General features: G+C 74.6%; 22 protein-coding genes and 1 pseudogene. 22 read left to right on the top strand and 1 reads right to left on the bottom strand.

Annotated features, from left to right (window positions below; all coding sequences use genetic code 11):
• Nucleotides 1-98 precede the first annotated feature (98 nt).
• The 22 genes and pseudogenes from ABZS80_RS22330 to ABZS80_RS22225 all read left to right on the top strand — a co-directional run.
• A pseudogene (locus ABZS80_RS22330) lies at nucleotides 99-1871 on the top strand (penicillin-binding protein 2); the annotation flags it as partial.
• Between the two features lie 52 nt (nucleotides 1872-1923).
• Entirely contained in the window at nucleotides 1924-3486 is a 1563-nt protein-coding gene (locus tag ABZS80_RS22325) for a UDP-N-acetylmuramoyl-L-alanyl-D-glutamate--2,6-diaminopimelate ligase (RefSeq protein ID WP_355058591.1), read from the top strand.
• Nucleotides 3483-4880, top strand: coding sequence for a UDP-N-acetylmuramoyl-tripeptide--D-alanyl-D-alanine ligase (gene murF, locus ABZS80_RS22320; protein ID WP_355058589.1), 1398 nt, complete (start codon nucleotides 3483-3485; stop codon nucleotides 4878-4880). Before ABZS80_RS22325 ends, murF begins: the two co-directional genes overlap by 4 nt.
• A complete protein-coding gene (gene mraY, locus ABZS80_RS22315; protein ID WP_355058587.1) occupies nucleotides 4877-6004 on the top strand; it encodes a phospho-N-acetylmuramoyl-pentapeptide-transferase in 1128 nt (375 codons plus the stop codon). Before murF ends, mraY begins: the two co-directional genes overlap by 4 nt.
• Nucleotides 6005-6245: 241 nt before the next feature.
• A complete protein-coding gene (locus ABZS80_RS22310) occupies nucleotides 6246-7661 on the top strand; it encodes a putative peptidoglycan glycosyltransferase FtsW (RefSeq protein ID WP_355058606.1) in 1416 nt (471 codons plus the stop codon).
• Nucleotides 7661-8767 (top strand): undecaprenyldiphospho-muramoylpentapeptide beta-N-acetylglucosaminyltransferase, encoded by a 1107-nt coding sequence (gene murG / locus ABZS80_RS22305; protein ID WP_355058585.1) that lies wholly within the window; start codon nucleotides 7661-7663, stop codon nucleotides 8765-8767. The genes ABZS80_RS22310 and murG overlap by 1 nt, the downstream gene beginning before the upstream one ends.
• Nucleotides 8768-8798: 31 nt before the next feature.
• The gene (murC, locus tag ABZS80_RS22300) at nucleotides 8799-10280 is read left to right on the top strand and encodes a UDP-N-acetylmuramate--L-alanine ligase (RefSeq protein ID WP_355058583.1); all 1482 of its coding nucleotides are present in this window, start codon (nucleotides 8799-8801) and stop codon (nucleotides 10278-10280) included.
• Complete coding sequence (locus ABZS80_RS22295) at nucleotides 10277-11095, top strand: FtsQ-type POTRA domain-containing protein (RefSeq protein WP_355058581.1); 819 nt, start codon at nucleotides 10277-10279, stop codon at nucleotides 11093-11095. Before murC ends, ABZS80_RS22295 begins: the two co-directional genes overlap by 4 nt.
• A 237-nt stretch (nucleotides 11096-11332) precedes the next feature.
• Nucleotides 11333-12448 carry a cell division protein FtsZ gene (ftsZ, locus tag ABZS80_RS22290; RefSeq protein ID WP_151464449.1) on the top strand — a complete coding sequence of 372 codons (1116 nt, stop codon included), beginning with the start codon at nucleotides 11333-11335 and terminating at the stop codon, nucleotides 12446-12448.
• A gap of 9 nt (nucleotides 12449-12457) precedes the next feature.
• Nucleotides 12458-13204 (top strand): YggS family pyridoxal phosphate-dependent enzyme, encoded by a 747-nt coding sequence (locus ABZS80_RS22285; RefSeq protein ID WP_151464448.1) that lies wholly within the window; start codon nucleotides 12458-12460, stop codon nucleotides 13202-13204.
• Between the two features lie 194 nt (nucleotides 13205-13398).
• The gene (gene sepF, locus ABZS80_RS22280; RefSeq protein WP_151464447.1) at nucleotides 13399-14091 is read left to right on the top strand and encodes a cell division protein SepF; all 693 of its coding nucleotides are present in this window, start codon (nucleotides 13399-13401) and stop codon (nucleotides 14089-14091) included.
• A 28-nt stretch (nucleotides 14092-14119) separates the two neighbouring features.
• Nucleotides 14120-14425, top strand: a complete 306-nt coding sequence (locus tag ABZS80_RS22275; protein WP_091268049.1) for a YggT family protein — start codon at nucleotides 14120-14122, stop codon at nucleotides 14423-14425.
• Nucleotides 14426-14464: 39 nt separating this feature from the next.
• Nucleotides 14465-15271, top strand: a complete 807-nt coding sequence (locus ABZS80_RS22270; protein WP_355058578.1) for a DivIVA domain-containing protein — start codon at nucleotides 14465-14467, stop codon at nucleotides 15269-15271.
• Between the two features lie 74 nt (nucleotides 15272-15345).
• Complete coding sequence (locus tag ABZS80_RS22265; protein WP_355058576.1) at nucleotides 15346-16083, top strand: hypothetical protein; 738 nt, start codon at nucleotides 15346-15348, stop codon at nucleotides 16081-16083.
• Nucleotides 16084-16085: 2 nt separating this feature from the next.
• Nucleotides 16086-16394, top strand: coding sequence for a DUF167 domain-containing protein (locus ABZS80_RS22260; protein ID WP_355058575.1), 309 nt, complete (start codon nucleotides 16086-16088; stop codon nucleotides 16392-16394).
• A gap of 22 nt (nucleotides 16395-16416) precedes the next feature.
• Complete coding sequence (locus ABZS80_RS22255) at nucleotides 16417-17922, top strand: potassium/proton antiporter (protein ID WP_151465652.1); 1506 nt, start codon at nucleotides 16417-16419, stop codon at nucleotides 17920-17922.
• Nucleotides 17923-18145: 223 nt separating this feature from the next.
• Nucleotides 18146-18565, top strand: a complete 420-nt coding sequence (locus ABZS80_RS22250) for a TraR/DksA C4-type zinc finger protein (RefSeq protein ID WP_091268039.1) — start codon at nucleotides 18146-18148, stop codon at nucleotides 18563-18565.
• A 67-nt stretch (nucleotides 18566-18632) separates the two neighbouring features.
• Entirely contained in the window at nucleotides 18633-19235 is a 603-nt protein-coding gene (lspA, locus tag ABZS80_RS22245; RefSeq protein ID WP_355058572.1) for a signal peptidase II, read from the top strand.
• A complete protein-coding gene (locus tag ABZS80_RS22240) occupies nucleotides 19232-20176 on the top strand; it encodes an RluA family pseudouridine synthase (protein ID WP_355058570.1) in 945 nt (314 codons plus the stop codon). The genes lspA and ABZS80_RS22240 overlap by 4 nt, the downstream gene beginning before the upstream one ends.
• A gap of 7 nt (nucleotides 20177-20183) precedes the next feature.
• A complete protein-coding gene (locus ABZS80_RS22235) occupies nucleotides 20184-21044 on the top strand; it encodes a hypothetical protein (RefSeq protein WP_355058568.1) in 861 nt (286 codons plus the stop codon).
• Nucleotides 21045-21184: 140 nt separating this feature from the next.
• Nucleotides 21185-22717, top strand: a complete 1533-nt coding sequence (locus ABZS80_RS22230) for an AAA family ATPase (protein WP_355058566.1) — start codon at nucleotides 21185-21187, stop codon at nucleotides 22715-22717.
• Nucleotides 22718-22764: 47 nt separating this feature from the next.
• Complete coding sequence (locus ABZS80_RS22225; protein ID WP_355058564.1) at nucleotides 22765-23823, top strand: DUF2567 domain-containing protein; 1059 nt, start codon at nucleotides 22765-22767, stop codon at nucleotides 23821-23823.
• On the opposite strand, the gene ABZS80_RS22220 is transcribed toward ABZS80_RS22225, so the two are convergent.
• A complete protein-coding gene (locus ABZS80_RS22220) occupies nucleotides 23789-24493 on the bottom strand; it encodes an LON peptidase substrate-binding domain-containing protein (protein ID WP_355058562.1) in 705 nt (234 codons plus the stop codon). The genes ABZS80_RS22225 and ABZS80_RS22220 overlap by 35 nt on opposite strands.
• Between the last annotated feature and the right edge of the window lie 28 nt (nucleotides 24494-24521).

Here is a 24521-nt window from a genome sequence, read left to right as displayed (position 1 = left end):
AAATCAAGTCCTGCGGTTCGGCTGATCGACGTCTACGCCATCGCCAAGGGAAAGAACCGGGTCCTTACAGAGCATGGAATCGAGCCCGGCGGCCGGCCCGCAAGCCGCGTCGCCCGCCGAAGCTCGCCGACCCGCGCCGCCGGCTGCGGCTCGGCACGCTGCTCGTGCTGGCCCTCTTCACCAGCATCGGCATCCGGCTGGTCTACCTCCAGACCGCCAGCACCCCGGCGTACGCCGACGGCGGCCTCGCCAACCGGCTCGCCGTGGTCGAGCTGCCGGCCCCGCGCGGGGCGATCTACGACCGCACCGGCGCCCCGCTGGCGCACAGCGTCGAGGCGCGGTACGTCTTCGCCGACCCCACCCAGGTCAAGAACCCGGCCGCCACCGCCAGGCTGCTCTCGCCGCTGCTCGGCGTGCCCGCCTCCGAGCTGGCCGGGAAGATGAAGCCCCGCAAGCTGCCGGGCGGCGGTTGGTCGCAGTTCGAGTACCTGGCGCGCGGCGTCGACATCGACCGGGCCAAGCAGATCATGGCGTTGGACCTGGCCGGCATCGGCGTACACCGCGACGAGCGGCGCGAGGTGCCCGGCGGCGACCTGGCCGCCAACCTGCTCGGCTTCGTCAGCCAGGACATGAACGGCCTCGAAGGGCTGGAGGCGAAGTACGACGACGTCCTGGAGGGCAAACCCGGCAGGAAGCGGTACGAGGTGGGGCAGGGCGACCTGGCCGCGCCGATCCCGGGCGGCTACAGCCAGACCACGCCGGCCCAACCGGGCAGTTCGCTGGAGCTCACGGTCGACCGCGACATCCAGTTCAAGACGCAGCGGATCCTGTCCGACGCGATGGCCCAGACCCGGAACAGCGTCGGCGCCGCGGTGGTCATCGAGGTCGGCACCGGCGACGTGCTGGCCCAGGCGAGCTACCCCACCTACAACGCGGCCGACCCCACCAAGGTCAACTCGCCGGCCGACCGCGAGGACGCGGCCACCAGCTTCATCGTCGACCCGGGCTCGATCCACAAGGCGATCACCTACGGCGCCGCCCTCCAGGAGGGCGTGATCACCCCGGACACCACCTTCCCGGTGGCCAACAGCATCACCCTGGGCGGGGTCCCCTTCACGGACACCCACCCGGCCAACGGGCAAACCATGAGCATCCCGGGCATGCTCGCCTTCTCGTCCAACGTCGGCACCATCAAGATCGCCGACAAGCTCGGCCCGGATCGCCTGATCGACTACCAGAAGCGGTTCGGGCTGGGGCAGCCCACCGGCGAGGGCATGCCCGGGGAGGCCAGCGGCCGGCTGCTCCCGGCCAACCAGTGGAGCGGCTCGTCGTACGGGTCGGTGCCGATCGGGCACAGCGTGGACGCCACCCCACTGCAGATGGCCGCCGCGTACGCCGCGATCGCCAACGACGGCACGTACGTCCAGCCGCACCTGATCAAGAACGTGGTCGGCCCGGACGGGAAGAAGAAGCCCGGCGCCGCCCCGGTCACCCGCTCGGTGCTCAGCCCGGCGAACGCGGCCGCGCTGCGCCGGATGCTGGAGGCGGTCACCACGGTCGACGGCCCGGACGGGCGGGCCACCGGCCTGGCCGCCGCGGTGCCCGGCTACCGGGTCGCCGGCAAGACCGGCACCGGCCTGCGCTACGACAACGGCAAGCGCCAGCCCGGCGAGGTCGCCTCGTTCATCGGGATGGCCCCGGCGGAGAAGCCGAGGTACGTGGTGGCTGTCTTCGCCTGGAGCCCGGGCGGCGAGGGCGGGGCGGTGGCCGCGCCGGCCTTCCGGGACATGATGTCCTTCACTCTCCGGCACTACCGGGTGCCGCCCTCGGCCACCAACAAGTCCCCGAAGTTCGAGGTCTTTCCGCACTGAGCCGGGAGGGCGGGACATCATCGGTGAGTGGCGACGAACCACCGGGGCGGCTGTGCGGTCGGAACCGGACGACCGGGTAGGGTCTGACGCCGTGCCCGGCAATCCACGACCCGCCACCGTGAATCCCGTCCGGCTCGGTGACCTCGCCACCCGGCTGGCCGTCGCGCCGCCGGAGGGGGCCGCCGAGGTGGCCGTCACCGGGGTGACCCACGCCAGCCAGGAGGTCCGCCCCGGCGACCTGTACGCGGCCCTGCCCGGTGCCCGCCGGCACGGCGCGGAGTTCGCCGCCGCGGCGGCCGGGGCCGGCGCCGTGGCCCTGCTGACCGACCCGGCCGGCGTCGCGCTGGCCGCCGGAGCGGGCCTGCCCGTGCTGGTCGTCGACGACCCTCGGGCGGTGCTCGGCGAGGTCGCCGCCACCGTCTACGGCGACCCGACCGCCGGGCTGACCATGATCGGCGTGACCGGCACCGCCGGCAAGACCTCCACGAGCTACCTCATCGAGTCCGGGCTGCGCGCCGCCGGGCACACCACCGGCCTGATCGGCACGGTGGAGACCCGGCTCGGCGACCTGGTGATCGACAGCGTCCGGACCACCCCCGAGGCGACCGACCTGCACGCCATGCTCGCGGTGGCGCGCGAGCGCGGGGTGGACACCGTGGTCATGGAGGTCTCCAGCCACGCCCTGGCCATGGGCCGGGTCGGCGGGGTCCGGTTCGACGTCGGCGGCTACACCAACTTCGGCTCCGACCACCTGGACTTCCACGCCGACGAGGCGGACTACTTCGCCGCCAAGGCGAAGCTCTTCGACGGGCGCTGCCGCGTCGAGGTGCTCAACCACGACGACCCGGCGCTGCGGCCGCTGCTCAAGCCGGCGACGGTGACCTATTCGGCGGCCGGCGACCCGACCGCCACCTGGTGGGCCGACGGGATCGGCGGCGAGGGCTACGCGCAGCGCTTCACCGTGCACGGCCCCGACGGGCTGACCCTGCCCACCGGCGTGGCCCTGCCCGGCCGGCACAACGTGGCCAACGCGCTGCTGGCCGTCGCCACGCTGGTGGCCGCCGGGGTCGACCCGGCCACCGCGGCCCGCGGGGTGGCCACCTGCGGCGGGGTGCCCGGCCGGCTGGAACTGGTCAGCGGCGACGCCCCGGTGCGCGGGGTGGTCGACTACGCGCACAAGGCGAACGCCATCGAGGCGGTCCTCGTGGCGCTGCGCGACCTGACCGGCGGCCGGCTGATCTGCGTGCTCGGCGCCGGCGGCGACCGGGACCGGGGCAAGCGGCCGGTGATGGGTGCCACCGCCGCGCGGGGCGCCGACGTGGTGCTGGTGACCGACGACAACCCGCGCACCGAGGACCCGGCCGCGATCCGGGCCGAGGTGCTGGCCGGCGCGTACGCGGCGGGCACCGGCGCGCGGATCATCGAGGCGCCCGGCCGGCGGGCCGCCATCGAGGAGGCGGTCCGAATGGCCGAACCGGGGGACATCGTGGCGCTGCTGGGCAAGGGGCAGGAACGCGGCCAGGAGATCAACGGCGAGGTGCTGCCGTTCGACGACCGGGTGGAGCTGGCCGAGGCGCTGCGCGCCCGCTTCGGCGACCTGGTGGGGCAGCGATGATCCCGCTGACCCTGGCCGAGGTGGCCGCCGCGGTCGACGGCCGGCTCGTCGCCGCCGACCCGGACGCCCGGGTCACCGGCTCGGTGGAGTTCGACTCCCGCAAGGTCACCCCCGGCGGCCTCTTCGTCGCCTTCCCGGGCGAGAAGGTGGACGGGCACGACTACGCGGCCGGGGCGATCTCCTCCGGCGCGGTGGCCGTGCTCGGCACCCGCGAGGTGCCCGGCGTGCCGATGGTGCTGGTCGGCGACGCGCTCGACGCCATGGGGCGGCTGGCCCGCGCGGTGGTCGACCGGCTGCCCGGCCTGACCGTCATCGGGCTGACCGGTTCCTCCGGCAAGACCACCACCAAGGACCTGATCGCCCAGCTCGCCGTCCGGCTCGGCCCGACCGTGGCGCCGCCCGGCTCGTTCAACAACGAGCTGGGGCACCCGTACACGGCCTTGCAGGCCGGGCCGGAGACCCGCTACCTGGTCATGGAGAAGGGCGCCCGGGGGGTGGGGCACGTCCGCTACCTGTGCGAGGTGGTGCCGCCACGGATCTCGGTGGTGCTCAACGTCGGGGTGGCGCACATCGGCGAGTTCGGCTCGGTGGAGACCATCGCGCTGGCCAAGGGCGAGCTGGTCGAGGCGCTGCCCGCCGACGGGCTGGCCGTGCTCAACGCCGACGACCCGCGGGTCGACGCCATGGCGGCGCGCACGCAGGCCCGGGTGGTCCGCTACGGCGAGTCCGAGCGGGCCGACGTGCGGGCGGTCGACGTGACGCTGGACGGGCGGGGCCGTGCCTCGTACACCCTCGTCACGCTGGAGGGCAGCGCGCCGGTGCGGCTCGGGCTGACCGGCCGGCACCAGGTGTCCAACTCGCTGGCCGCCGCGGCGGTCGCCCGGGAGCTGGGCCTGCCGCTGGCCGAGCTGGCGGTGGCCCTGGGCGAGCTGGGTCTGGTCTCCACCCGCCGGATGGACGTGTTCGAGCGCCCCGACGGGGTGATCCTCATCGACGACTCGTACAACGCCAATCCGGCCTCCACCGGCGTGGCGCTGCGGGCGCTGGCGAGCATGCGGGGTACGGGGCGTACCGTCGCGGTGCTCGGTTACATGGCCGAGTTGGGCGACTTCGAACGGGAGGGGCACCAGCAGGTCGGCCGCCTGGCGGCCGAGCTGGGGGTCGACCGGCTGCTCGTGGTGGGCGAGCCGGCGGCGCCGATCCACGAAGGCGCGACAGCGGTAAGCAACTGGGGAGGAGAGTCGGTGCTGCTCACCGATCAGGCGGCGGCCGTCGAGGTGCTGCGGAGCGAGCTACGTCCGGGTGACGTGGTGCTGGTGAAGGGCTCCCGGTACCGGACCTGGGAGGTGGCCGACGCGCTGCGCGCGGACGCCGAGAATGGACCGGCCGCATGAGGGCGGTGATCGTCGCCATCGGGGTCGCCTTCCTCATCTCGCTCTTCTGCACCCCGATCGCGATCAAGGTCTTCACCCGGCTGAAGGCCGGCCAGCCGATCCGGGCCGAGGGCCCGGCCATGCACCAGGGCAAGAAGGGCACGCCCACCATGGGCGGCGTGGTCTTCATCCTGGCCACGGTGATCGCGTACGTCGCCGGCCACCTGGCCCTGACCACCCTGCCGGACGCGCAGATCGCCCAGGTCGAGCCGACCATCACGGCGCTGGTGCTGCTGGGGCTCATGGTGTTCTCCGGCGCGGTGGGCTTCATCGACGACTTCCTCAAGGTTCGCAAGCGGCACAGCGGCGGCCTCAACAAGCGCGGGAAGCTCGCCGGCCAGATCCTGGTCGGCGCGATCTTCGGCGTGGTGGCGCTCTACTTCCCGAGCAGCATGACCGACGTCCGCGGCAACGCGACCAACACGGAGACCGTCGGCAGCACCATGCTGAGCTTCATCCGGGACATCCCGGCCCTGGAGATCGGCAAGATCGGCGCGGTGATCGTCATCATCCTGGTGGTGATGGCGGCGACCAACGGGGTGAACCTCACCGACGGCCTCGACGGCCTGGCCACCGGCGCCTCGGTGATGGTCCTCGCCGCGTACGCGCTGATCGCGTTCTGGCAGTACCGGCACTGGTGCGCCGACCCGAACTACCCCGCCGGGGAGTACTGCTACACGGTCCGGGACCCGCTGGAGATCGCGCTGATCGCCGGGGCGGCGGCCGGAGCCTGCGTCGGCTTCCTGTGGTGGAACACGTCGCCGGCCCGGATCTTCATGGGCGACACCGGGGCGCTGGGCCTGGGCGGGCTGATCGCCGGCATGGCGATGTCCACCCGGACCATCCTGCTGCTGCCGATCATCGGCGGCCTCTTCGTGATCATCACGATGTCCGTGGTGATCCAGATCATCTCGTTCCGCACCACCGGCAAGCGGGTGTTCCGCATGTCACCGCTCCAGCACCACTTCGAGCTGGCCGGCTGGAGCGAGGTCAACATCGTGGTCCGGTTCTGGATCATCGCCGGCATCGGGGTGGCCATCGCGCTGGGCCTGTTCTACAGCGAGTTCCTCGCCGCGGTGAGCTGACCGCCTGCCGCTGCGTCACGGCGGGATCCCTCGGTGTTACCAGGGGTCCCGCCGTTTCGCGTTCCGACACGCCGACCGGGCGGTTGCGCCACGGACGGGCGGGTCGAGCCGCCATGATGGGCGGGTGGGGGAGGCGAGAGACACCGAGGGCGCGACCGACACGCAGGCCCGACGGCCGCCCGCGGCGACCCGTCCGGCCGACCCGCCCGGGCCGCCGCTCGGGCTGGACGCGGCCGGCGGGCTGGCCGCGCTGCGTGGCCTGCTGGCCCGGCCGCTGGCCTCCTACTACCTGCTGCTCTCCAGCGCCGGCCTGCTGCTGCTGATCGGGCTGACCATGGTCTTCTCGGCGACCAGCGTGAAGGACTACGCCGAGGAGGGGGACGCCACGGCGTCCCTGGTCAAGCAGACGATCTTCGCGGTGATCGGCGTGGTGGCGTTCTGGGCCTGCCAGCGACTGCCCGCGAAGACGTTCCGGGCCGGCAGCCGCCCGGCGCTCGGCCTCGCGGTCGTGCTGCTGCTCCTGCTCAACCTGCTGGTCGCGCTGGAGGCCCTGTTCCGGGTGAAGGCGATCGGCCCGCTCAAGGCCGAGCTGCTCTGGCTCTACCTCGGCCCGATCTCGGTGCAGCCGGTCGAGGTGGCCAAGTTCGCGCTGGTGCTGTGGGGCGCCCACGTGCTCGTCCGCAAGGGCGCCGCGCTCGGCTGGTGGCGGGAGCTGGCCACCCCGCTGTTCCCGGTCGTCGGCCTGCTGTTCGTGCTGGTCGGCTACAACGACCTGGGCAGCATGCTCTGCCTGCTGGCCCTGGTGGTCGGCCTGCTGTGGGCGGCCGGCGTCCGGAAGCGGGTCTTCGCCACCCTCTCCGCGATCGGCCTCGCCGGCATCGGCCTGCTGGTCGCCGCCGCGTCGCTCGGCGCGGGCTCCGGGTCCCGGGACGCCGAGAACTACCGGCTGGGCCGGCTCACCATGTGGCTCGACCCGCCCGATCCGAAGACCTGCTTCGACGAGCAGCTGCCGAACTGCTACCAGCTCGTCCAGGCCCGCTTCGCGCTGGAGAACGGCGGCTGGTTCGGCGTCGGTCTCGGCAAGAGCAGCGCCAAGTTCGGCTGGCTGCCCGAGGCGCACAACGACTTCATCTTCGCCGTGATCGCCGAGGAGCTGGGGGTGGTCGGCTGCACGGTGGTGCTGGTGCTCTTCGCCGTGCTGGCGTACACCGGGCTGCGGATCGCCCGCCGGGTGGAGGACCCGTTCCGCCGGCTCGCCGCCGCCGGGGTCACCGCCTGGCTGGTCGGCCAGGCCGTCATCAACATCGGCGGGGTCACCGGGCTGCTGCCGCTCACCGGCGTACCCCTGCCCTTCATCTCCGACGGTGGCAGCGCCCTCGTGGTGACCCTGGCCGCGGTCGGGATGCTCGCCTCCTTCGCCCGGGCCGAGCCGGACGCGGCGCGGGCCCTGCATGCCCGTCCGCCGGCCCGGTGGGTCCGACTAGTGTGGGCCCCGTTGCCGCCGCTTCCCGGCCGGCGCCGTCGACCGGCGCCGCCACCGGCGGACCGAGGGTCCGTGCCCCGGTCCCGCTCGCGTCGGCAGGACGACCAGGCCGCGGCCCGCGGCGTCCGGTCCGACCGGGCGCGCGCCGGCACGGCGAGCGAGAGGAGACGCTGATGGGTCCGCTGCGTTCGGTGGTGCTCTGCGGAGGCGGCACGGGTGGGCACATCTACCCGTTGCTCGCGTTCGCCGACTGCCTGCGCCGACACGACCCGAGCGTCCGGATCACCTGCCTCGGCACACCCAAGGGGCTGGAGAACGAGCTGATCCCGCCGGCCGGCTACGACCTGCGCCAGATTCCGGCCTACCAGCTGCCCCGCTCGGTCAACATGAGCCTGGTGCGCACCCCGGACCGGATGTGGAAGGCGGCCCGCGCCGCGGGCAAGGTGCTCGACGAGGTGCGGGCCGATGTCGTGATCGGCTTCGGCGGGTACGTGTCGGTCCCCGGCTACCTGGCCGCGTGGCGGCGCGAGCTGCCCATCGTCATCCACGAGGTGAACGTGCCGCCGGGCGTGGCCAACCGGCTCGGCATGAAGTTCACCAAGAACGTCGCGGTCGGCTTCCCACACCAGCCGGCGCAGGCCGAGTCGCTGCGCGACGCCCGGGTGGTCGGGGTGCCGCTGCGCCGGGGCATCGCGGGGCTGGACCGGGCCGCCGTGCGCGACGCCGCCCGCGCCCACTTCGGGCTCCGTCCCGACCTGCCGGTGCTCTTCGTGGCCGGCGGCTCGCAGGGCGCCCGCTCGATCAACCTGGCGGTCTCCGGGGCGGCCAAGGAACTGGCCCGCAACGGCGTGCAGGTGCTGCACGTCATCGGCGCCCGCAACGAGCCGGTCTCGGTCCCCAGCGACCTGCCGGTGCCCTACGTGACGCTGCCCTACCTGTCGGAGATGGAGCTGGGCTACGCCGCCGCCGACCTCATGCTGGGCCGCGGCGGCGCCATGACCTGCGCCGAGGTGGCCGCCATCGGCCTGCCCACCATCTACGTGCCGTACCCGCACAGCAACCAGGAGCAGAAGCGCAACGCGCTGCCCGTGGTGGAGGCCGGCGGCGGGCTGCTCGTCGACGACGCCGAGGTGACCCCGGCCTGGGTCGAGCGCACGGTGATCCCGCTGATCCGGGACCCGCAGCGGCTCGCCGCGATGGGCGGCGCCGCGGCCGCGTACGGCCGCCGCGACGGCGACGTGGCCCTGCTGAACTTCGTCTACGAGGCGGTGAGCCGCTGATGGCGGCCGCCGCGACCGGAAGGTACGCCTCATGAACACCGCGCAGTTCACCCCCGCCGGCACGATGACCGCGGAGGACCTGGGCCGAATCCACCTGATCGGCGTGGGCGGCGTCGGCATGAGCGGCCTGGCCCGGCTCTTCCTCACCCGGGGCCTGCCGGTCTCCGGCAGCGAGCTGCGGGAGTGGCCCTCCCTGGCCGGCCTGCGGGCGCTGGGCGGCACCATCCACATGAGCCACGAGGCGACCAACCTCGACGGCGTGGACACGGTCGTCTACTCCTCGGCCATCCCGCAGGACCACCTGGAGATGGCCGAGGCGCGCCGGCGCGGGCTGCGGGTGCTGCACCGCTCGGAGGCCCTCGCCGCCGCGATGACCGGCCGCCGGACCGTGGCGGTCGCCGGCACCCACGGCAAGACCACCACGACCTCGATGGTCACCATGGTGCTCCAGCAGGCCGGCGCCGACCCGTCCTTCGTGATCGGCGGCGAGATCTCCGAGGTCGGTTCGGGCGCGCACCACGGCACGGGTGAGTACTTCGTGGTCGAGGCGGACGAGAGCGACCGCTCGTTCCTCATCTACCGCCCGTACGTGTCGATCATCACGAACATCGAGGCGGACCACCTCAACACCTACGGCGACCTGGCCAACCTGGAGGCGACCTTCGCCGAGTTCGCCCGGCTCACCGACCCGGAGGGCTTCATCGTCACCTGCGCCGACGACCCGGGCGGCCGGCGGCTGGCCGAGACGCTGCGGGCCGAGGGGCGCCGGGTCTGGACGTACGGCGAGTCCGCCGACGCCGACCTGCGGCTCAGCGAGATGACCTCCTCCGCGCAGGGGGTGCGCTACCTCGCCGAGATCGAGGGCCGGTCGCTGGGCGAGATCCGGCTCCCGGTGCCGGGGCGGCACATGGGGCTCAACAGCGCCTCCGCGGTGCTCGCCGCGTACCTGCTGGAGCTGCCGATCACGGCCGCGGAGGCCGCGCTCGGCGCGTTCCCGGGCGTGCGGCGGCGCTTCGAGCGCAAGGGCGTCGCCGACGGCGTGCTGGTCTACGACGAGTACGCCTACCACCCGACCTCGATGACGCTGGCCCTGCAGACGCTGCGTGAGGTGGCCGGCGAGGGCCGGCTCATCGTGGTGTTCCAGCCGTACCGGCTCTACCGCACCCGCGACCTCCAGGCGGAGATCGCCGCCGCCCTCGGCATCGCCGACGAGCTGGTGCTGCTGGAGGTCTTCGGCCCGGGCGAGCTGCGGCAGCCGGGCGAGGGCTCGGCCGCGCTGCTGGCGGTGGTGCCGCTGCCGGCGGACCGGAAGGTCTTCGTCGAGGCGTGGGACGACGTGCCGGCCGAGGTGGCCCGCCGGGCGCGGCCGGGCGACGTGGTCGTGACCATGGGCGCGCCGCCGATCTCGCTGATGGGCGACCAGCTGCTCGACGCCCTGCTGGCCCGGACCGGTGGCGCCGCGGCGATCGGCACGGGAGTCGACGCGGACGGCGCGGCGGCCACGGCCGGATGAGCCCCGGCCCGGCCCGTGGCCGCACCCCCGGCCAGGACGGCGGGGCCGGCCGGCGCAGCCCGGCCCGCCGGTGGCAGCTGGTTCGGGCGAGCGCGGACGCCGTACCTCCGTCGACCCGGCGGTTCATGGCCCGGGCCCGGCAGCGGCGGATGCGCGCGGCGCTGCCCTGGGCACTCACCGCCGGCCTGCTGGCGATCGCCGGGCTGGTCGCCTGGACCCTGCTGGGCACCGGCCTGTTCGGTGTCCGGGAGGTGCGGGTGGTCGGCGCGACGCTGGTCACCCCGGTCGAGGTGCGCGATGCCGCGGCCGTGCCGGACGACGCTCCGCTGGCCCGGGTGGACCTGGCCGCGACCGCCCGCCGGGTCGGCGCCCTCGCCCCGGTGGAGCGCGCCACGGTGGAGCGGGACTGGCCGGGCGCCCTCGTGATCCGTGTGGTGGAGCGGACCCCGGCGGCCGCGGTGCCGCAGGGCGAGCGCTGGGCGGTCGTGGACCGGGCCGGTGTGGTCTTCCAGAACCTGGACCAGGCCCCCGCCGGGCTGCCGGTCGTCCGGGTCGGCCGGCCGGCCCCCGACGATCCCGGCACCCGCGCCGGGCTGGCCGTGCTGGCCGCGCTCAGCCCGAAGCTGCGCGCCGAGCTGGTCGCGGTGGACGTGGCCGGGCTGGCCCGGATCACCCTGCTGCTGCGCGAGGACCGGAAGGTCGTCTGGGGCGACGCCACCCGCAACCCGGACAAGTCCAAGGTGGCCACCGCCCTGCTCGGTCGGAAGGCCGACACGATCGACGTCAGCGCTCCGGACGTGGTCACCTTCCAGTGATCCCCCGGTCGACCGACGTGAGCCGGCCCGCTCCACGGGCGACACGCCGGAAGGGTCCTTGGCTCAGCGCTCGGCGGCGCATACGTTGCCCCGAAGAGATCAGTGGTTGACATCGCCCTAAGCCTCTAGTAGAGGGTGAGGGTTTCAGCCGTCGGAACAGCTGGGAGTTGTCCGCCGCTGGTCTGGCCAAGCCGTGTGGGGTCGGCCCATGCCAATCTCGAAGGGAAAGGACCGGAGATGACACCTCCGCACAACTACCTGGCGGTCATCAAGGTCGTCGGCATCGGGGGCGGCGGCGTGAACGCCGTCAACCGGATGATCGAGGTTGGGCTCAAGGGCGTCGAGTTCATCGCGATCAACACCGACGCGCAGGCGCTGCTGATGAGCGACGCCGACGTCAAGCTCGATGTCGGCCGGGAGTTGACCCGCGGGCTGGGCGCCGGCGCCAACCCGGACGTCGGCAAGAACGCCGCCGAGGACCACCGCGACGAGATCGAGGAGGTGCTCAAGGGCGCCGACATGGTCTTCGTGACCTGCGGCGAGGGCGGCGGCACCGGCACCGGCGGCGCGCCGGTCGTGGCGAACATCGCCCGCAAGCTCGGCGCGCTCACCATCGGCGTGGTCACCCGGCCGTTCTCCTTCGAGGGCAAGCGCCGCCAGGTGCAGGCCGAGTCGGGCATCGAGGAGCTGCGCAACCAGTGCGACACGCTCATCGTGATCCCGAACGACCGGCTGCTCGCGCTCGGCGACCGCAACATCTCCATGATGGACGCCTTCCGCACGGCGGACCAGGTGCTCCTCTCCGGTGTCCAGGGCATCACCGACCTGATCACCACGCCCGGTCTGATCAACCTGGACTTCGCCGACGTCAAGAGCGTGATGAGCGGCGCGGGCAGCGCGCTCATGGGCATCGGCAGCGCCCGCGGCGAGAACCGCGCCGTGGAGGCGGCCGAGGCGGCCATCTCCAGCCCGCTGCTGGAGCAGAGCATGGACGGCGCGCGGGGCGTGCTGCTCTCCATCGCCGGCGGCTCCGACCTGGGCCTGTTCGAGATCAACGACGCCGCCCAGCTGGTCACCGACGCGGCCCACCCGGACGCCAACATCATCTTCGGCGCGGTCATCGACGACGCGCTCGGCGACGAGGTGCGGGTGACCGTGATCGCGGCGGGCTTCGACGGGGGCGCGCCGGCCTACAAGGCGGTCGAGCCGTCCCGCAAGACCAACCAGAACCCGCCGACCCAGGCGAACGCGCCGGTGAGCCCGCCGGCCACCATGCCGGCCCCGCAGCAGTCGCCGCGCCGGGTGCTCTTCGACGACGTCGACGTGCCGGACTTCCTCAAGAACGGCTCCTGAGCCGCACCGATGACCGACTCACCGACCACGGTGCGACCCGACCGTCGCGCCGAGCTCGCGGCCGGCCTCGCCCGGGTCCGGGCCCGCATCGCCGACGCCTGTGCGGCGGCGGGCCGGGACCGCGGCGAGGTCACCCTGGTCGCGGTGACCAAGACGTACCCGGCCGCCGACGTGGTCGCGCTGGCCGGGCTCGGGGTGACCGACGTGGGGGAGAACCGCGACCAGGAGGCCGCCCCGAAGGCCGCCGAGGCGGCCGCCGCCGGGGCGGCGCCGCGGTGGCACTTCATCGGCCAGCTCCAGCGCAACAAGGCCCGCTCGGTGGTCCGCTACGCCGACGTGGTCCAGTCGGTCGACAGCGTGCGGCTGGCCACCGCCCTGGACGGCGCCGCGGCCGCCGCCCGGGACCGGCCGCTGGACGTGCTGGTGCAGGTGAGCGTCGACGGCGACGCCGCCCGCGGCGGTGCGCTGCCGGACGCGGCCGACCCGGACCGGGGGCTCGGCGCGGTGGCCGCCGCGGTGGCCGGGGCCGGCGGGCTGCGGCTCGCCGGGCTCATGGCGGTCGCTCCGCTGGGCTGGGAGCCGGACCGGGCGTTCGCCCGGCTCGCCGAGGTGGCGGCGCGATTCCGCGCCGACCATCCCGGTGCGACCGTGCTCTCGGCCGGCATGAGCGGCGATCTGGAAATTGCGATCGGGTACGGCGCGACACATGTCCGCGTCGGCAGCGCGTTGCTCGGAATGCGCCCCACGCTGCGGTAGCCTGACCGCGAAAGAAGCAAATTACAGCAGTGTTGTTCAGGAACGGCGTTCCCGTAGCCGGGGGCCGTGGCGAGCGGACCGCGAATCGCTCGCCAGGGGATTGCCGATCCGGTCCGGTGGGCATCGTTGTCCACTCGTGATCAAGCGACACGGCACGGGGGCGCGTGCCGCACGGCGGACGGAAGGGCGCGGGGATGGGTGCACTGCGCAAGGCGGGGGTCTGGCTCGGTCTCGTCGAGGAGGACGATGAGCGGGCGTACGAGGACGGTGGCTACGACAAGGGTGGCTACCGCGAGTCGCGCTACCGGTCGAGCCGCTACGCGGAAGAGTTCGCCGACGACGAGGACGACGAGTCCGAGGAGCCGCCGGCGAGCCGGGGCCGGGCCGGTGACCGGGGCCGGCTGAGCGAGCGCGCGTCGAGCCGCGCCGTCGAGACCGATCGCGCCGAGGTGGAGCGGCCGGAGCGGACCGAGCGGTCCAGCGTCCGGTCGATCACCCGCTCCGGCGCGGGCGAGACCTCCGGCGCGCTGACCTACCACACCCGCGACAACCTCGCCCTGGCGCCGCAGGCCCAGCCGCGCGAGCGGGCCGTGGTGGAGGACGAGCAGCGCTACCAGATCACCACCCTGCACCCCACCACCTACCGGGAGGCGCGCACCATCGGTGAGCACTTCCGCGACGGCGTGCCGGTGATCATCAACCTCACCGAGATGGACGAGGCGGATGCCCGCCGGCTGGTCGACTTCGCTGCCGGGCTCGCGTTCGGCCTGCGCGGTACGATCGAGCGCGTGACCAACCGGGTGTTCCTGCTCTCACCGGCCAACGTCCAGGTCACCGCGGAGGACAAGGCCAAGATCGCTGAGGGCGGCTTTTTCAGCCTGAGCTAGCCCGCACGACCGAGGGACGTCGCCTGCCGTGTTGTCGATCCTGTTCCAGGTGCTCTATCTGCTCCTGTATTTCTTCCTACTTGTGTTGTTGGCCCGATTTGTCCTCGGCGCCGTTCTGGCCTATGGTCGCCGCTGGCAACCGGGCCGTGGAGCATCCGCGGGACTGGAAGTCGTGTGGAGCGTCACTGATCCGCCCCTGCGCGCGTTGAGGCGTGTGATCCCACCACTGCGAATTGGTACCGTGAGCATCGACCTGGCCTCCCTTGTGCTCCTGGTTATCCTGTTCGTGCTGATGGAGTTCGTGTTTAGGCGCCTGATCCTGGCCTTTGCCTGACCAGCGCTTTCGCGGCCGCAACTGACCCGAGGAGTTTCGATGCCGCTGACCCCGGCCGACGTTCACAACGTCGCCTTCAAAAAGCCGCCGATCGGCAAGCGGGGCTATGACGAGGAGGAGGTCGACGCCTTCCTTGACGAGGTCGAGCGCGAGCTCGCCCGTCTGATCGAGGAGAACAACGAGCTGCGCGCCCAGGTGGAGCGCGGCGGTCGGGGCGGGGCTCCCGCCGGCCCCGGCGGCGACGCCCGGCTCGCGGCGGAGCTCAACGACGTCAAGGCCCAGCTCGACCGGGTGCAGCGCGACAAGGCGGCCGCCGAGCAGGCGGCCCGGGCGATGCAGGCCGAGCTGGAGCAGGTCCGCACCCAGGGTGGCCCGGCGGCCTCCGCCGCCGACGGCGAGCAGCAGGCGCTGCGGGTGCTCATGATGGCCCAGCGCACCGCCGACGACCACGTGTCCGACGCCCGGCGCGAGGCCGACCAGCTGCTCTCCGAGGCCCGTTCCAAGGCCGAGGAGGTCACCCGCGAGGCCCGCGCCAAGGCCGACGCGCTGGAGCGCGACGCCCGCCAGCGGCACCAGGAGGCCATGGGCGGCCTGGACGCCAAGCGCACCGCGCTGCAGAAGCACATCGAGGAGCTCAAGCAGTTCGAGCGCGAGTACCGCACCCGCCTCAAGGCGTACCTGGAGAGCCAGCTGCGTGACCTCGACGGTCGCGGCCAGGGCCTCGAGGTCGAGATGAACCGCTCCGAGGGCACCCGTGCCGCCGGCGGCAGCAACGGCCTCGCCGCCGCCGGTCTCGCCGGTTCCTACGGCGGCGGCCGCACGGGCTCGCTCGAGTCCGGCCGCTGATCCCGGCGTCGGTGGCCGTCCCCCGCGGCGGCCACCGGCAACGCAGACCGACACGACGCGGCCGGGGGTGAGCCGTGATAGCAGCCAGCATCCTTCTCATCCTCGCCGCGGTCGTGCTCCTGGTGGCCGGGCTGGCCAGTGGGTCCAGCTCGCTGCTGATCACCTCGATCGCGGTCAGCCTTCTGGCCGCCGTCGCCCTCGTCGCGTTCGCCCGCCAGGCGGCCGCGACTCGGGCCACGGCGGGCCGGGAGACCGGGCCGCGCCTCCGCCGGACCGCGCCGGCCGGCCCGTCCCCGGACGGGCCGGAGGTCCCGGTCCCGCACATCACGTCGCCGGTCGGCACCGGTGGACCCGGGTGGCGGCAACCGCCCGGGCCGCCGGTGGCCGACGTCGTCGACCCGCCGGCCGCCGCGTACGGCCCGCCGGCCGACCCGTTCCAGCCCGGCCCGTTCGAGCCGCCGGCCGAGCCCTACTCCCCGCCCGCCCCGCGCGGCCCGTCCCGCGCCGAGGCGGGGTTCGACGAGCCGGCCCCCACGTCACCGACGCCCACGTCGCCGGCGCCCGGCGGCCCGATCGAGGGCGAGCCGCCGGCCGAGTTCCTCACCGACGGGGAGGCCGCCCGGCTGGTCCGGCTCGACGGCGAGGTCCGGGTGGTCGACGGCCACCCCCGCTTCCACCTGCCCGGCTGCCCCCAGCTGGTGGGCCGGGCCGACGAGCCGCTGCCGGTCGCCGAGGCGGTCGGGCTGGGCTTCACCCCGTGCGGCCGTTGCGCGCCGGCCACCACGCTGCTCGCCGAGGCCCGGCCGCGCTGATCATGGTGACCATGGACGACACGCTCACCGTCGCCGTACGCGTGAAGCCCGGCGCCTCGCGGGCCCGGGTCGGCGGCCGGTTCGACGGGCCGCACGGCCCGGCCCTGGTCGTCGCGGTGAACGCGCCCGCGGTGGACGGCCGGGCCACCGAGGCGGCCCGCCGCGCCCTGGCCGACGCGCTCGGCGTCCGGCCGGCGGCGGTCTCCCTGCGGGCCGGCGCGGCCAGCCGGGACAAGCTCTTCCTGGTCGAGCGCCCGGCGCCCGGGCTGTCCGACGTGCTCCGGCGGCTCCGCGACGGATCGGCCGGGTGACGCCGCTGCGGACCGGCCGCGGATGACGCCGGGGCTCGACGTCGCGCTGCTGGTCGGCGCCGCCGTCCTGCTGGTCGCCGTGGGCGCGGTGCGCTTCTCGACCCGGCTCGGCGTGCCGAGCCTCCTGGCCTACCTGGCGCTCGGGGTGGCCATCGGCGAGGCCGGCCTGGGCATCCGCTTCGACGACGTCGAGCTGACCCGGGTGCTCGGCTTCTGCGCGCTCATCGTGATCATCGCGGAGGGCGGGCTGAGTGCCCGGTGGAGCACGCTGCGTCCGGTGCTCGGCCTGGCCGCCGCGCTCTCCACGGTCGGCGTGGCGGTCAGCATCCTGGTCGTCGGCGTGGTGGTGCACCTGCTGCTCGGCCTGGACTGGCGGCTGGCGCTGCTCTACGGCGCGGTGCTCTCCTCCACCGACGCGGCGGCCGTCTTCGCCACCCTGCGCCGGCTGCGCCTGCCGCCCCGCCTGGTGGCGACCCTGGAGGCCGAGTCGGGGATCAACGACGCTCCGGTCGTCATCCTGGTGCTGCTGCTGTCCCGGGCCGGCGTGGAGGCCGCCCATCCGTGGTGGTACGAGGTGTTCCTGGTCGGCTACGAGCTGGGCGCCGGCGCGGCGGTCGGGGTGGCCGCCGGGATCGCCGGCCGGTACGCGCTGCGCCGGGCCGCCCTGCCGTCCGCCGGCCTCTACCCGATCGCGGTGGTGGGCTTCACGGTGCTGGCGTACGCGGCCGGCTCGGTGCTGCACGCCTCGGGCTTCCTGGCCGTCTACGTGGCCGGCGTGCTGCTCGGCAACGCCCGGCTGCCGCACCGGCAGGCCATCCTGGGCTTCGCCGACGGGCTGGCCTGGCTGGCCCAGATCGGCCTGTTCGTGCTGCTCGGCCTGCTGGTCTCGCCGAGCCGGCTGGACGCGGCGGTGCTGCCGGCGGTGGTCACCGGGCTGGCCCTGCTGCTGCTCGCCCGCCCGCTGTCGGTGGCGGTGTCCGCGCTGCCGTTCCGGTTCACGCTGCGCGAGCAGCTCTTCCTCTCCTGGGCTGGGCTGCGCGGCGCGGTGCCCATCGTGCTGGCCACCATCCCGCTCTCGCTGCGGGTGCCGGGCGCCGACCGGCTCTTCGACGCGGTCTTCGTGCTGGTGGTGATCTTCACGCTGCTCCAGGCCGGGACCCTGGCGCCGGCGGCCCGCCGGCTCGGGGTGACCGCGCCGGCCGAGGCCGCGGAGATCCTGCTGGAGACGGCCCCGCTGGAGCGGATGCGGGCCGACCTGCTCCAGCTGGAGGTGCCGCCGGGCTCCCGGCTGGGCGGGGTGCATGTGGACGAGCTGCGGCTGCCCGTGGGCGCCTCGGTGACGCTGGTGCTGCGCGACGGGGCGGGCTTCGTGCCCGGCCCGGACACCCGGTTGAAGGCCGGCGACAGCCTGCTCATCGTGGCCACCGCGGAGGTGCGGGACGAGACGGAGCGGCGGCTGCGGGCGGTGAGCCGGCGCGGTCGGCTGGCCCGGTGGTTTGGCGAGTACGGCGAGGACCGGACCGGCTGATCTGCTAGCGTTCCCTTTGTCCCGATTGGTGGCTGTTCGGGACTGAATCGCGGTGCGACGGTGCGGCACGTTGTCGGACGCCTGTACGTTCCGTATTCTTGCCACCCTCCGGAGTGCGCGGCCCTGTCGCCGTGCGCCCGTTCTGTACATGGGGGACGACCATTGCCGGCGACCCCCGCCCAGGCACGCTGACCGCCGCGGCACGCGGCTGAGGGAGCTGACGATGGCGAAGCCAGCCGACACCAGGACCGCCGGTCGCAAGCCGGTGGCGAAGGCCACCCGCAGCGCCGCGGAGACCGAGAAGATCCGGGCCGCCCTGGCGGCACGGCGGGACGAGCTCAACGCCGAGTACGATCAGACGCTGAGCGAGATCACCGAGCTGCAGCGCGACCGGCTGACCGACTCGGCCGGGGACGACCAGGCCGACACCGGCACCAAGACGTTCGAGCGCGAGCAGGAGATCTCACTCGCCAACAGCATCAAGGAACGGATCACGCAGGTCGAGCGCGCGCTGGAGCGTCTCGACGAGGGTGGCTACGGCTGGTGTGAGCGGTGCGGCAACCCGATCCCGGTGGAGCGGCTCGCCGCCTTCCCGTCGGCCACCCTCTGCGTGAGCTGCAAGCAGCTGGAGGAGCGGCGCTGACGTCCGTTCCCCGGCGGCCGAACGGCAGACGGTGACCGCCACCGTCGCGAGCGTCGATGGGGAGCAGATGACCGCAGCACCACCCGCCGGGTCCGGCACCGCCGAGTCGGGCACCGGCACGCCCCGTCGCAAGGCTGCCGGCCTGCTGCTCGGCGTGGCCCTGACCTCCCTCGTCGCCGACCTGGTCACCAAGCAGCTCGCGCTCTCGGAGCTCACCGGGCGCGGGCCGGTGTCGCTGCTCGGCGGGGCGGTCTACCTCAGCCTGACCCGCAACAGCGGCGCCGCATGGAGCATCGGCTCCGACCACACCTGGGTCTTCCCGCTGATCACCATCGGCGTGGTCGCCTGGATCGTCTGGATGGCGCTGCGGCTGCGGTCGCTGCCCTGGGCCGTGTCGCTCGGGCTGGTGCTGGGCGGGGCGCTGGGCAACCTCACCGACCGGGTCTTCCGGGCCCCCGGGCACTTCGTCGGCCACGTGGTCGACATGGTCAGCCTCTTCGACCCGTACGGGCAGGTATGGCCGGTGTTCAACCTGGCCGACAGCTCGCTGGTCTGCGGCGTGCTGCTGGCGGTGTTCCTGGAGCTGACCGGTCGGCAGCGGGACGGCTCCCGGGCCACCGCCGCGCGGTCCGGCGACGAGGCCCCGGCCGAGCAGCGGGAGCGCGCGTGACCTCCGCCTTCGCCGCCGGCGGCGACCACCGGTCCCTGCCCGTCCCGGACGGGCTCGACGGCATGCGGCTGGACCAGGCCGTCTCCCGGCTCTTCGGGCTGTCCCGGACGGCCGCGGCCGCGCTGGTCGACGCCGGGGACGCGCTGGTCGACGGCGCGGCCCGGCCCAACTCGCACAAGGTCAAGGCGGGCTCCTGGCTGGAGGTCACGCTGCCCGCGCCGGCCGCCCCGCCGACCGTGGTGCCGCAGGCCGTGCCCGGCCTCACCGTGGTCTACGCCGACGACGACATCGTGGTGGTGGACAAGCCGGTGGGGGTGGCCGCGCACCCGAGCCCGGGCTGGACCGGCCCGACCGTGATCGGCGGGCTGGCCGCGATCGGCCACCGGATCTCCACGAGCGGCGCCGCCGAGCGGCAGGGCGTGGTGCACCGGCTCGACGTGGGCACCACCGGGGTCATGGCGGTGGCCAAGAGCGAGCAGGCGTACACCGCGTTGAAGCGGGCGTTCAAGTACCGCGAGGTGGAGAAGCGCTACCACGCCGTCGTGCAGGGCCACCCGGACCCGCTGCGCGGCACCATCGACGCGCCGATCGACCGGCATCCGCACCACGACTACCGCTGGGCGGTGGTCTCCGGCGGCAAGCCGAGCATCACCCACTACGACACCCTCGAGGCGTTCCCCGCGGCCAGCCTGCTCGACGTGCGGCTGGAGACCGGGCGTACCCACCAGATCCGGGTGCACTTCTCGACGCTGCGGCACCCCTGCGTGGGCGACCTCACCTACGGCGCCGACCCGACCCTGTCCGCCCGGCTCGGGCTGAGCCGGCAGTGGCTGCACGCCCGCTCGCTGAGCTTCGCGCACCCGCGCACCGGCGACGAGGTCACCTTCGTCAGCGAGTACCCGGACGACCTGGCCCGGGCGCTGGAGATCCTCCGCGACTGACCCGCCGATGAGCACCGACAACCCGCCGCCGCGGCGGTCGCGCTCCGCCGCGCTCACCTGGCTGGCCCTGGCCTGCGCGCTGGTGGTGCTCGTGGTCGCCGTCGCGCAGCGGCGGGACGAGCCGGTGGGTGACCGCACGGTGGGCGAGGTGACCCGGGTCGGGGTGGCCGACGGGGACTCGGTCCCGGCCTACCTGCGTGCCGCCGGCGACGAACTCGCCCGGCTCGACGCCCCGCCGCCCGGCGGCTACGCCCTCGTGTCGTTCGCCGCCTACCTGACGCCGGCGCAGGTGGCCGCCGCGCTGGGCGGCGCCCCGGTCTCCGCCGTGCTGGCGCGGGTGCCGGTGCCCGGGCGGCAGACCGAGATCGTGCGGATCGCCGCGTTGCGCGTCCCGGACGACGTGGTCGCCGGGATGGCCGAGGTGGCCGTGCGCAAGGACCGGGAGGCCGCCGACTACCGGGCCCGCGCCGCCGCCCCGGCGGCCACCGCCGACCCCGAGCTGCGCCGGGTGTACGACACCGGCGCCGTCGTGGCGGCCCGGGAGGCGGCCGGCTACCGGGCGGCCTGCGCCTGCGTCTACGCCGCCGTGGTCCGGGACGCCCCGGAGGCCCTGCGGGCGCTGGCCGCCCGGTCGGGCGTCCGCGCGGTCGATCCCGCCCCGGAGGTGACCCGGTTGGACCGCACGGTGTTCACCGCGCCCCTGCCGGAGCAGCGGGACGTGGTCCGGCCGCCGGCCGACACCGGGCTTGCGCCGAGCACCGGTATGGCCGATTCGTCGGAATCCGCACCGACGGTGACCGGATCCTCACCGGCCGCCGGCCGGCCCGCCTCCGGGGCAGGACCGCCGAATCCCGCTCCCACCTCCTGAGACGTGCAGGTGGGCGGCCCCGTGCCCGGCGGGGCGGTGAGGAGAGCCACCGGGGGATGTGCGCAGCGGGGTGTGGTCCGAATAGGGTTTCGTTCGTAGCCTGTCAGGCGGAGATCGATGGGCTGGGGGAGGGGCGAGGCTTGGACGGCAGCGAAACCGGTTGGGGTCGGCAGGCTGAGCCGGCACCACGGTGGCGGGCGCTGCTCGACCGGGCCCGGCTCGGGGGTCGCGGCGCGGAGCACCCCGACCCGGACCAGCACCCCGACGAACCGCCGCCGGCCCCGGACCCGCTGCCCCGGCGCGCCGCCGGCACCGGCTGGACCGGCCGCGCGCAGGCCGTCGCCCGCCCCGCCGACGGGTCGTTCGACGCCGAGCCGGCGTACCGCGTCGAGGCGACCTACCGGGTGGAGCCCGCCTACCGGGTCGACCCGCGCCGCGACGGCGAGCCGGCCTACCGGGCGGAGCCCGCCTACCGCGCCGAGCCGGAGCCGCGCGCCGAGCCGTCCTGGCGGGCCGAGCCGGCCCACCCGCCCGAGCCGGGCTATCCCGAGCCGCAGGCGCGCGGCCGGGGCACCGCCTCGGTCGAGTCCCGGTACGCCCTGCTCGACAGCGGCTACCAGCCCGACCCACCCCCGGCGGAGTCCCGCTACGCGCTGCTGGACCGGGGTCGCTACCGGCCGGAGCCCCACCCCGCCCCGGAGCCGGCCCCACCCGCCCCGGCCTACCCGGCGCAGCCCGACGGCTATCCCGCGCAGGCCGAGAGTTACCCCGCCCGGATCGAGCCGGCCCGGATCGAGCCGGCCCGGATCGAGCCGGCCCGGATCGAGCCGGCCCGGGTGGAGTGGCGCGCACCGGGACCGGAGGCCGAGCTGGAGCGGGCGGCCGGGGTGCTGCGCCGCGAGCTGGGCGGGCCGCGGGTGCTCGCCTTCGCCAACCCCAAGGGCGGGGTGCACAAGACCACCGCCACCGTGCTCGCCGCGGCCACCGTGGGCAGCGTCCGCGGGCGCGGGGTGCTGGCCTGGGACGACAACGAGCTGCGGGGCACCCTCGGCCTGCGCGCCGGCAGCGCCCGGCACGCCCGCACCATCCGGCACCTGATCCACGACCTCGCGCAGATCGAGATCCTGGAGGGCGCCACCCTCCTGGAGCACCTCGACGACTACCTGCGGCACGCCTCCGACGGCTCCTACGACGTGCTGGCCGGCGAGGAGAGCCCGCGCTTCGCCCAGCGGCTGGACCAGTTCACCGTCAAGCGGGTGCTGGAGCTGCTGCGCCGCACCCACGACGTGGTCTGCGTGGACACCGGCAACAACGTGGAGAGCCCCAACTGGCGCACCGTCATGCAGGCCGCCGACCAGCTCGTGGTGACCACCGTGCCCCGGGAGGACGCCGCGTTCAGCGCGGACTGGATGCTCGACCTGCTGCACGAGGAGGGCATGGGCGAGCTGGCCGACAACGCGGTCACCCTGATCTCCTGCCCCACCCCCGGTCGCACGGCGCTCCAGGACGACCTGGAACGGCACTTCGCCACGCGGACCCGGGCGGTGGCCGTGGTGCCCTACGACCCGGCGCTGGAGACCGGCTCCTCGATCGAATACCACCAGCTCCAGGCGGAGACGCGGCAGGGCTGGCTCAAGGCCGCCTCGGTGATGCTGGAACCGTTCGCCCGCTGACCGCCACCGCCGCCCCGCGCCGGCCCGCCGCCTGAGAGGATCACCGGGTGAGTCCGGACACCCCTGATTCCGAGCGGGCCGGCGGCGCGCCCGGCGACGTCGCCCGCCCGCCCGCCGGTACGTCCCCACGCCCCGACCGGCCGACCGACCCCGCACCCGGCGAGGGTGCGATGCCCGGCCGCTCCCCGGGTGGGCGGGAGGCCCCCGACCGGTCCCCGGGCGTGAGCGAGGCCCCCGAACGGACCTCGGGCGTGAGCGAGGACCCCGACCGGTCCCCGGGTGTGAGCGAGGACCCCCACCGGCCCCGCAGCGTGGGCGAGGGGGAGGCGCCCGCGTGGCCCGGCGGCCTGCCGGTGCCCGCCGGCACCCCGATCACCGCGCCCGGCGCGGACCCGCTCGCCGGCTACCCGGGCGTCGTCGGCGCGGTGCCCGGTGCGCCGTCCGCCACCCGGCGGGCCGGGGGCCGGGCCACCGCCGTCGCCCTCGGCGCAGCGCTGCTGCTGACCGCGCTGGGCGTGCCCCTGGGCCTGCTCTGGGCGCTGGTGGCCCCCGGCACGCCGGTGCAGATGACCGCCGACGGCGCCGTCTACGCCACCCCGCAGCCGGAGCAGCCGATCGCCGCGGACGGCTGGTTCAGCCTGCTCGCGCTCGGCTTCGGGGTGCTCGCCTCGATCACCCTCTGGGTGGCGCTGCGCCGCCGGCGCGGCCCGATCGGCCTGGTTGCCGGGGCGCTCGGCGGGCTCGGCGCGGCGGTCGTGGCCTGGCAGGTCGGCCGCCGGATCGGGCTCGGCACCTACCAGCGGCTCCTGGACACCGCGCCGCCCGGGACCGACTTCACCAAGCCCGCCGACCTGCGCGCCGGCGGGATCGACTGGTACGGGCCGCTGCCCGTCCCGCACGGCAACCTGCTGCTGGCGGCGTTCGGCGCCGCCGTGACGTACACCCTGCTTGCCGGCTGGTCGCGGTGGCCCTCGCTGCGGCCGGAGCCGGAGTGGGACAGTGCCCCGGCACCCGGCGCCCCGGCACCCGGCGGGCCAGTACCCGACGGCCCGGCACCCGGTGGGCCGGGGATCAGTTCGGGACCGGGGGACCAGCCAGCTCGCTGAGCGGCACCGGGACGGCCCGGATCTGGCGGAGCAGGGCGGTCTCCCGGTTGAGCAGCCGCAGCTCGGCCCGCAGTCGCCCGGCGGTGTCGTCGACGGCGAGCAGCCGCTGCCGGTCGTCGACGGTCAGCGCCGCGGTCGCCGCGACCAGGTGCGACAGCACCGTCGGATCCTCCGGGAGCTGCTCGGAGATCTCCTGCGGGTCCGGCCGGACCAGGCCCAGGTATTGTCGGAACACCGAGATGACCCGGGCGGCCAGCAGGTCGGCGACCTCGTCGGTGCCGGCCGGTTCGGGCAGCCACTCGACCTCGGCGGTCAGGTAGGGCGCGGCGGCGTCGTCGACCTCGGCGACGCGGAACCGCCGCCGCCCTACGGTGACGATGTCGAACCCGCCGTCGGCCAGCTCGGTGACCTGCCGCAGCTCGGCGGTGCAGCCCACGTCGTGCAGGGTGACCTCGCCGCCGGCGGGGCCCGACCGGCCCGGCGGGCCGGCCGTCGCGACCTCCCAGCCGCTCTGGATCGCCAACACCCCGAACTCGCGCGCCGCGCCCTCGGGCAGCCCGACCAGGTGGCGCACCAGCGCCCGGTAACGCTCCTCGAAGATGTGCAGCGGGAGGACCAGCCCCGGGAACAGGACCGTCCCGAGCGGGAAAACCGGCAGCCGTGCGGTCACGTGATCGAGACTATCCCGATCGCGTCCC

The sequence above is a fragment of the Micromonospora sp. NPDC005305 genome (assembly GCF_040607315.1).
GTDB lineage: Bacteria > Actinomycetota > Actinomycetes > Mycobacteriales > Micromonosporaceae > Micromonospora.
This window is presented reverse-complemented; position numbering and strand designations above follow the sequence as displayed.

What these genes read in the sequence shown, in the direction of transcription:
- ABZS80_RS22250 (WP_091268039.1), top strand. Translation starts at nt 18,146, where the DNA reads ATGGCGAAGCCAGCCGACACCAGGACCGCCGGTCGCAAGCCGGTGGCG.
- murF (WP_355058589.1), top strand. Translation starts at nt 3,483, where the DNA reads ATGATCCCGCTGACCCTGGCCGAGGTGGCCGCCGCGGTCGACGGCCGG.
- murC (WP_355058583.1), top strand. Translation starts at nt 8,799, where the DNA reads ATGAACACCGCGCAGTTCACCCCCGCCGGCACGATGACCGCGGAGGAC.
- ABZS80_RS22295 (WP_355058581.1), top strand. Translation starts at nt 10,277, where the DNA reads ATGAGCCCCGGCCCGGCCCGTGGCCGCACCCCCGGCCAGGACGGCGGG.
- murG (WP_355058585.1), top strand. Translation starts at nt 7,661, where the DNA reads ATGGGTCCGCTGCGTTCGGTGGTGCTCTGCGGAGGCGGCACGGGTGGG.
- ABZS80_RS22285 (WP_151464448.1), top strand. Translation starts at nt 12,458, where the DNA reads ATGACCGACTCACCGACCACGGTGCGACCCGACCGTCGCGCCGAGCTC.
- ABZS80_RS22260 (WP_355058575.1), top strand. Translation starts at nt 16,086, where the DNA reads ATGGTGACCATGGACGACACGCTCACCGTCGCCGTACGCGTGAAGCCC.
- ftsZ (WP_151464449.1), top strand. Translation starts at nt 11,333, where the DNA reads ATGACACCTCCGCACAACTACCTGGCGGTCATCAAGGTCGTCGGCATC.
- ABZS80_RS22270 (WP_355058578.1), top strand. Translation starts at nt 14,465, where the DNA reads ATGCCGCTGACCCCGGCCGACGTTCACAACGTCGCCTTCAAAAAGCCG.
- sepF (WP_151464447.1), top strand. Translation starts at nt 13,399, where the DNA reads ATGGGTGCACTGCGCAAGGCGGGGGTCTGGCTCGGTCTCGTCGAGGAG.
- ABZS80_RS22235 (WP_355058568.1), top strand. Translation starts at nt 20,184, where the DNA reads ATGAGCACCGACAACCCGCCGCCGCGGCGGTCGCGCTCCGCCGCGCTC.
- lspA (WP_355058572.1), top strand. Translation starts at nt 18,633, where the DNA reads ATGACCGCAGCACCACCCGCCGGGTCCGGCACCGCCGAGTCGGGCACC.
- mraY (WP_355058587.1), top strand. Translation starts at nt 4,877, where the DNA reads ATGAGGGCGGTGATCGTCGCCATCGGGGTCGCCTTCCTCATCTCGCTC.
- ABZS80_RS22255 (WP_151465652.1), top strand. Translation starts at nt 16,417, where the DNA reads ATGACGCCGGGGCTCGACGTCGCGCTGCTGGTCGGCGCCGCCGTCCTG.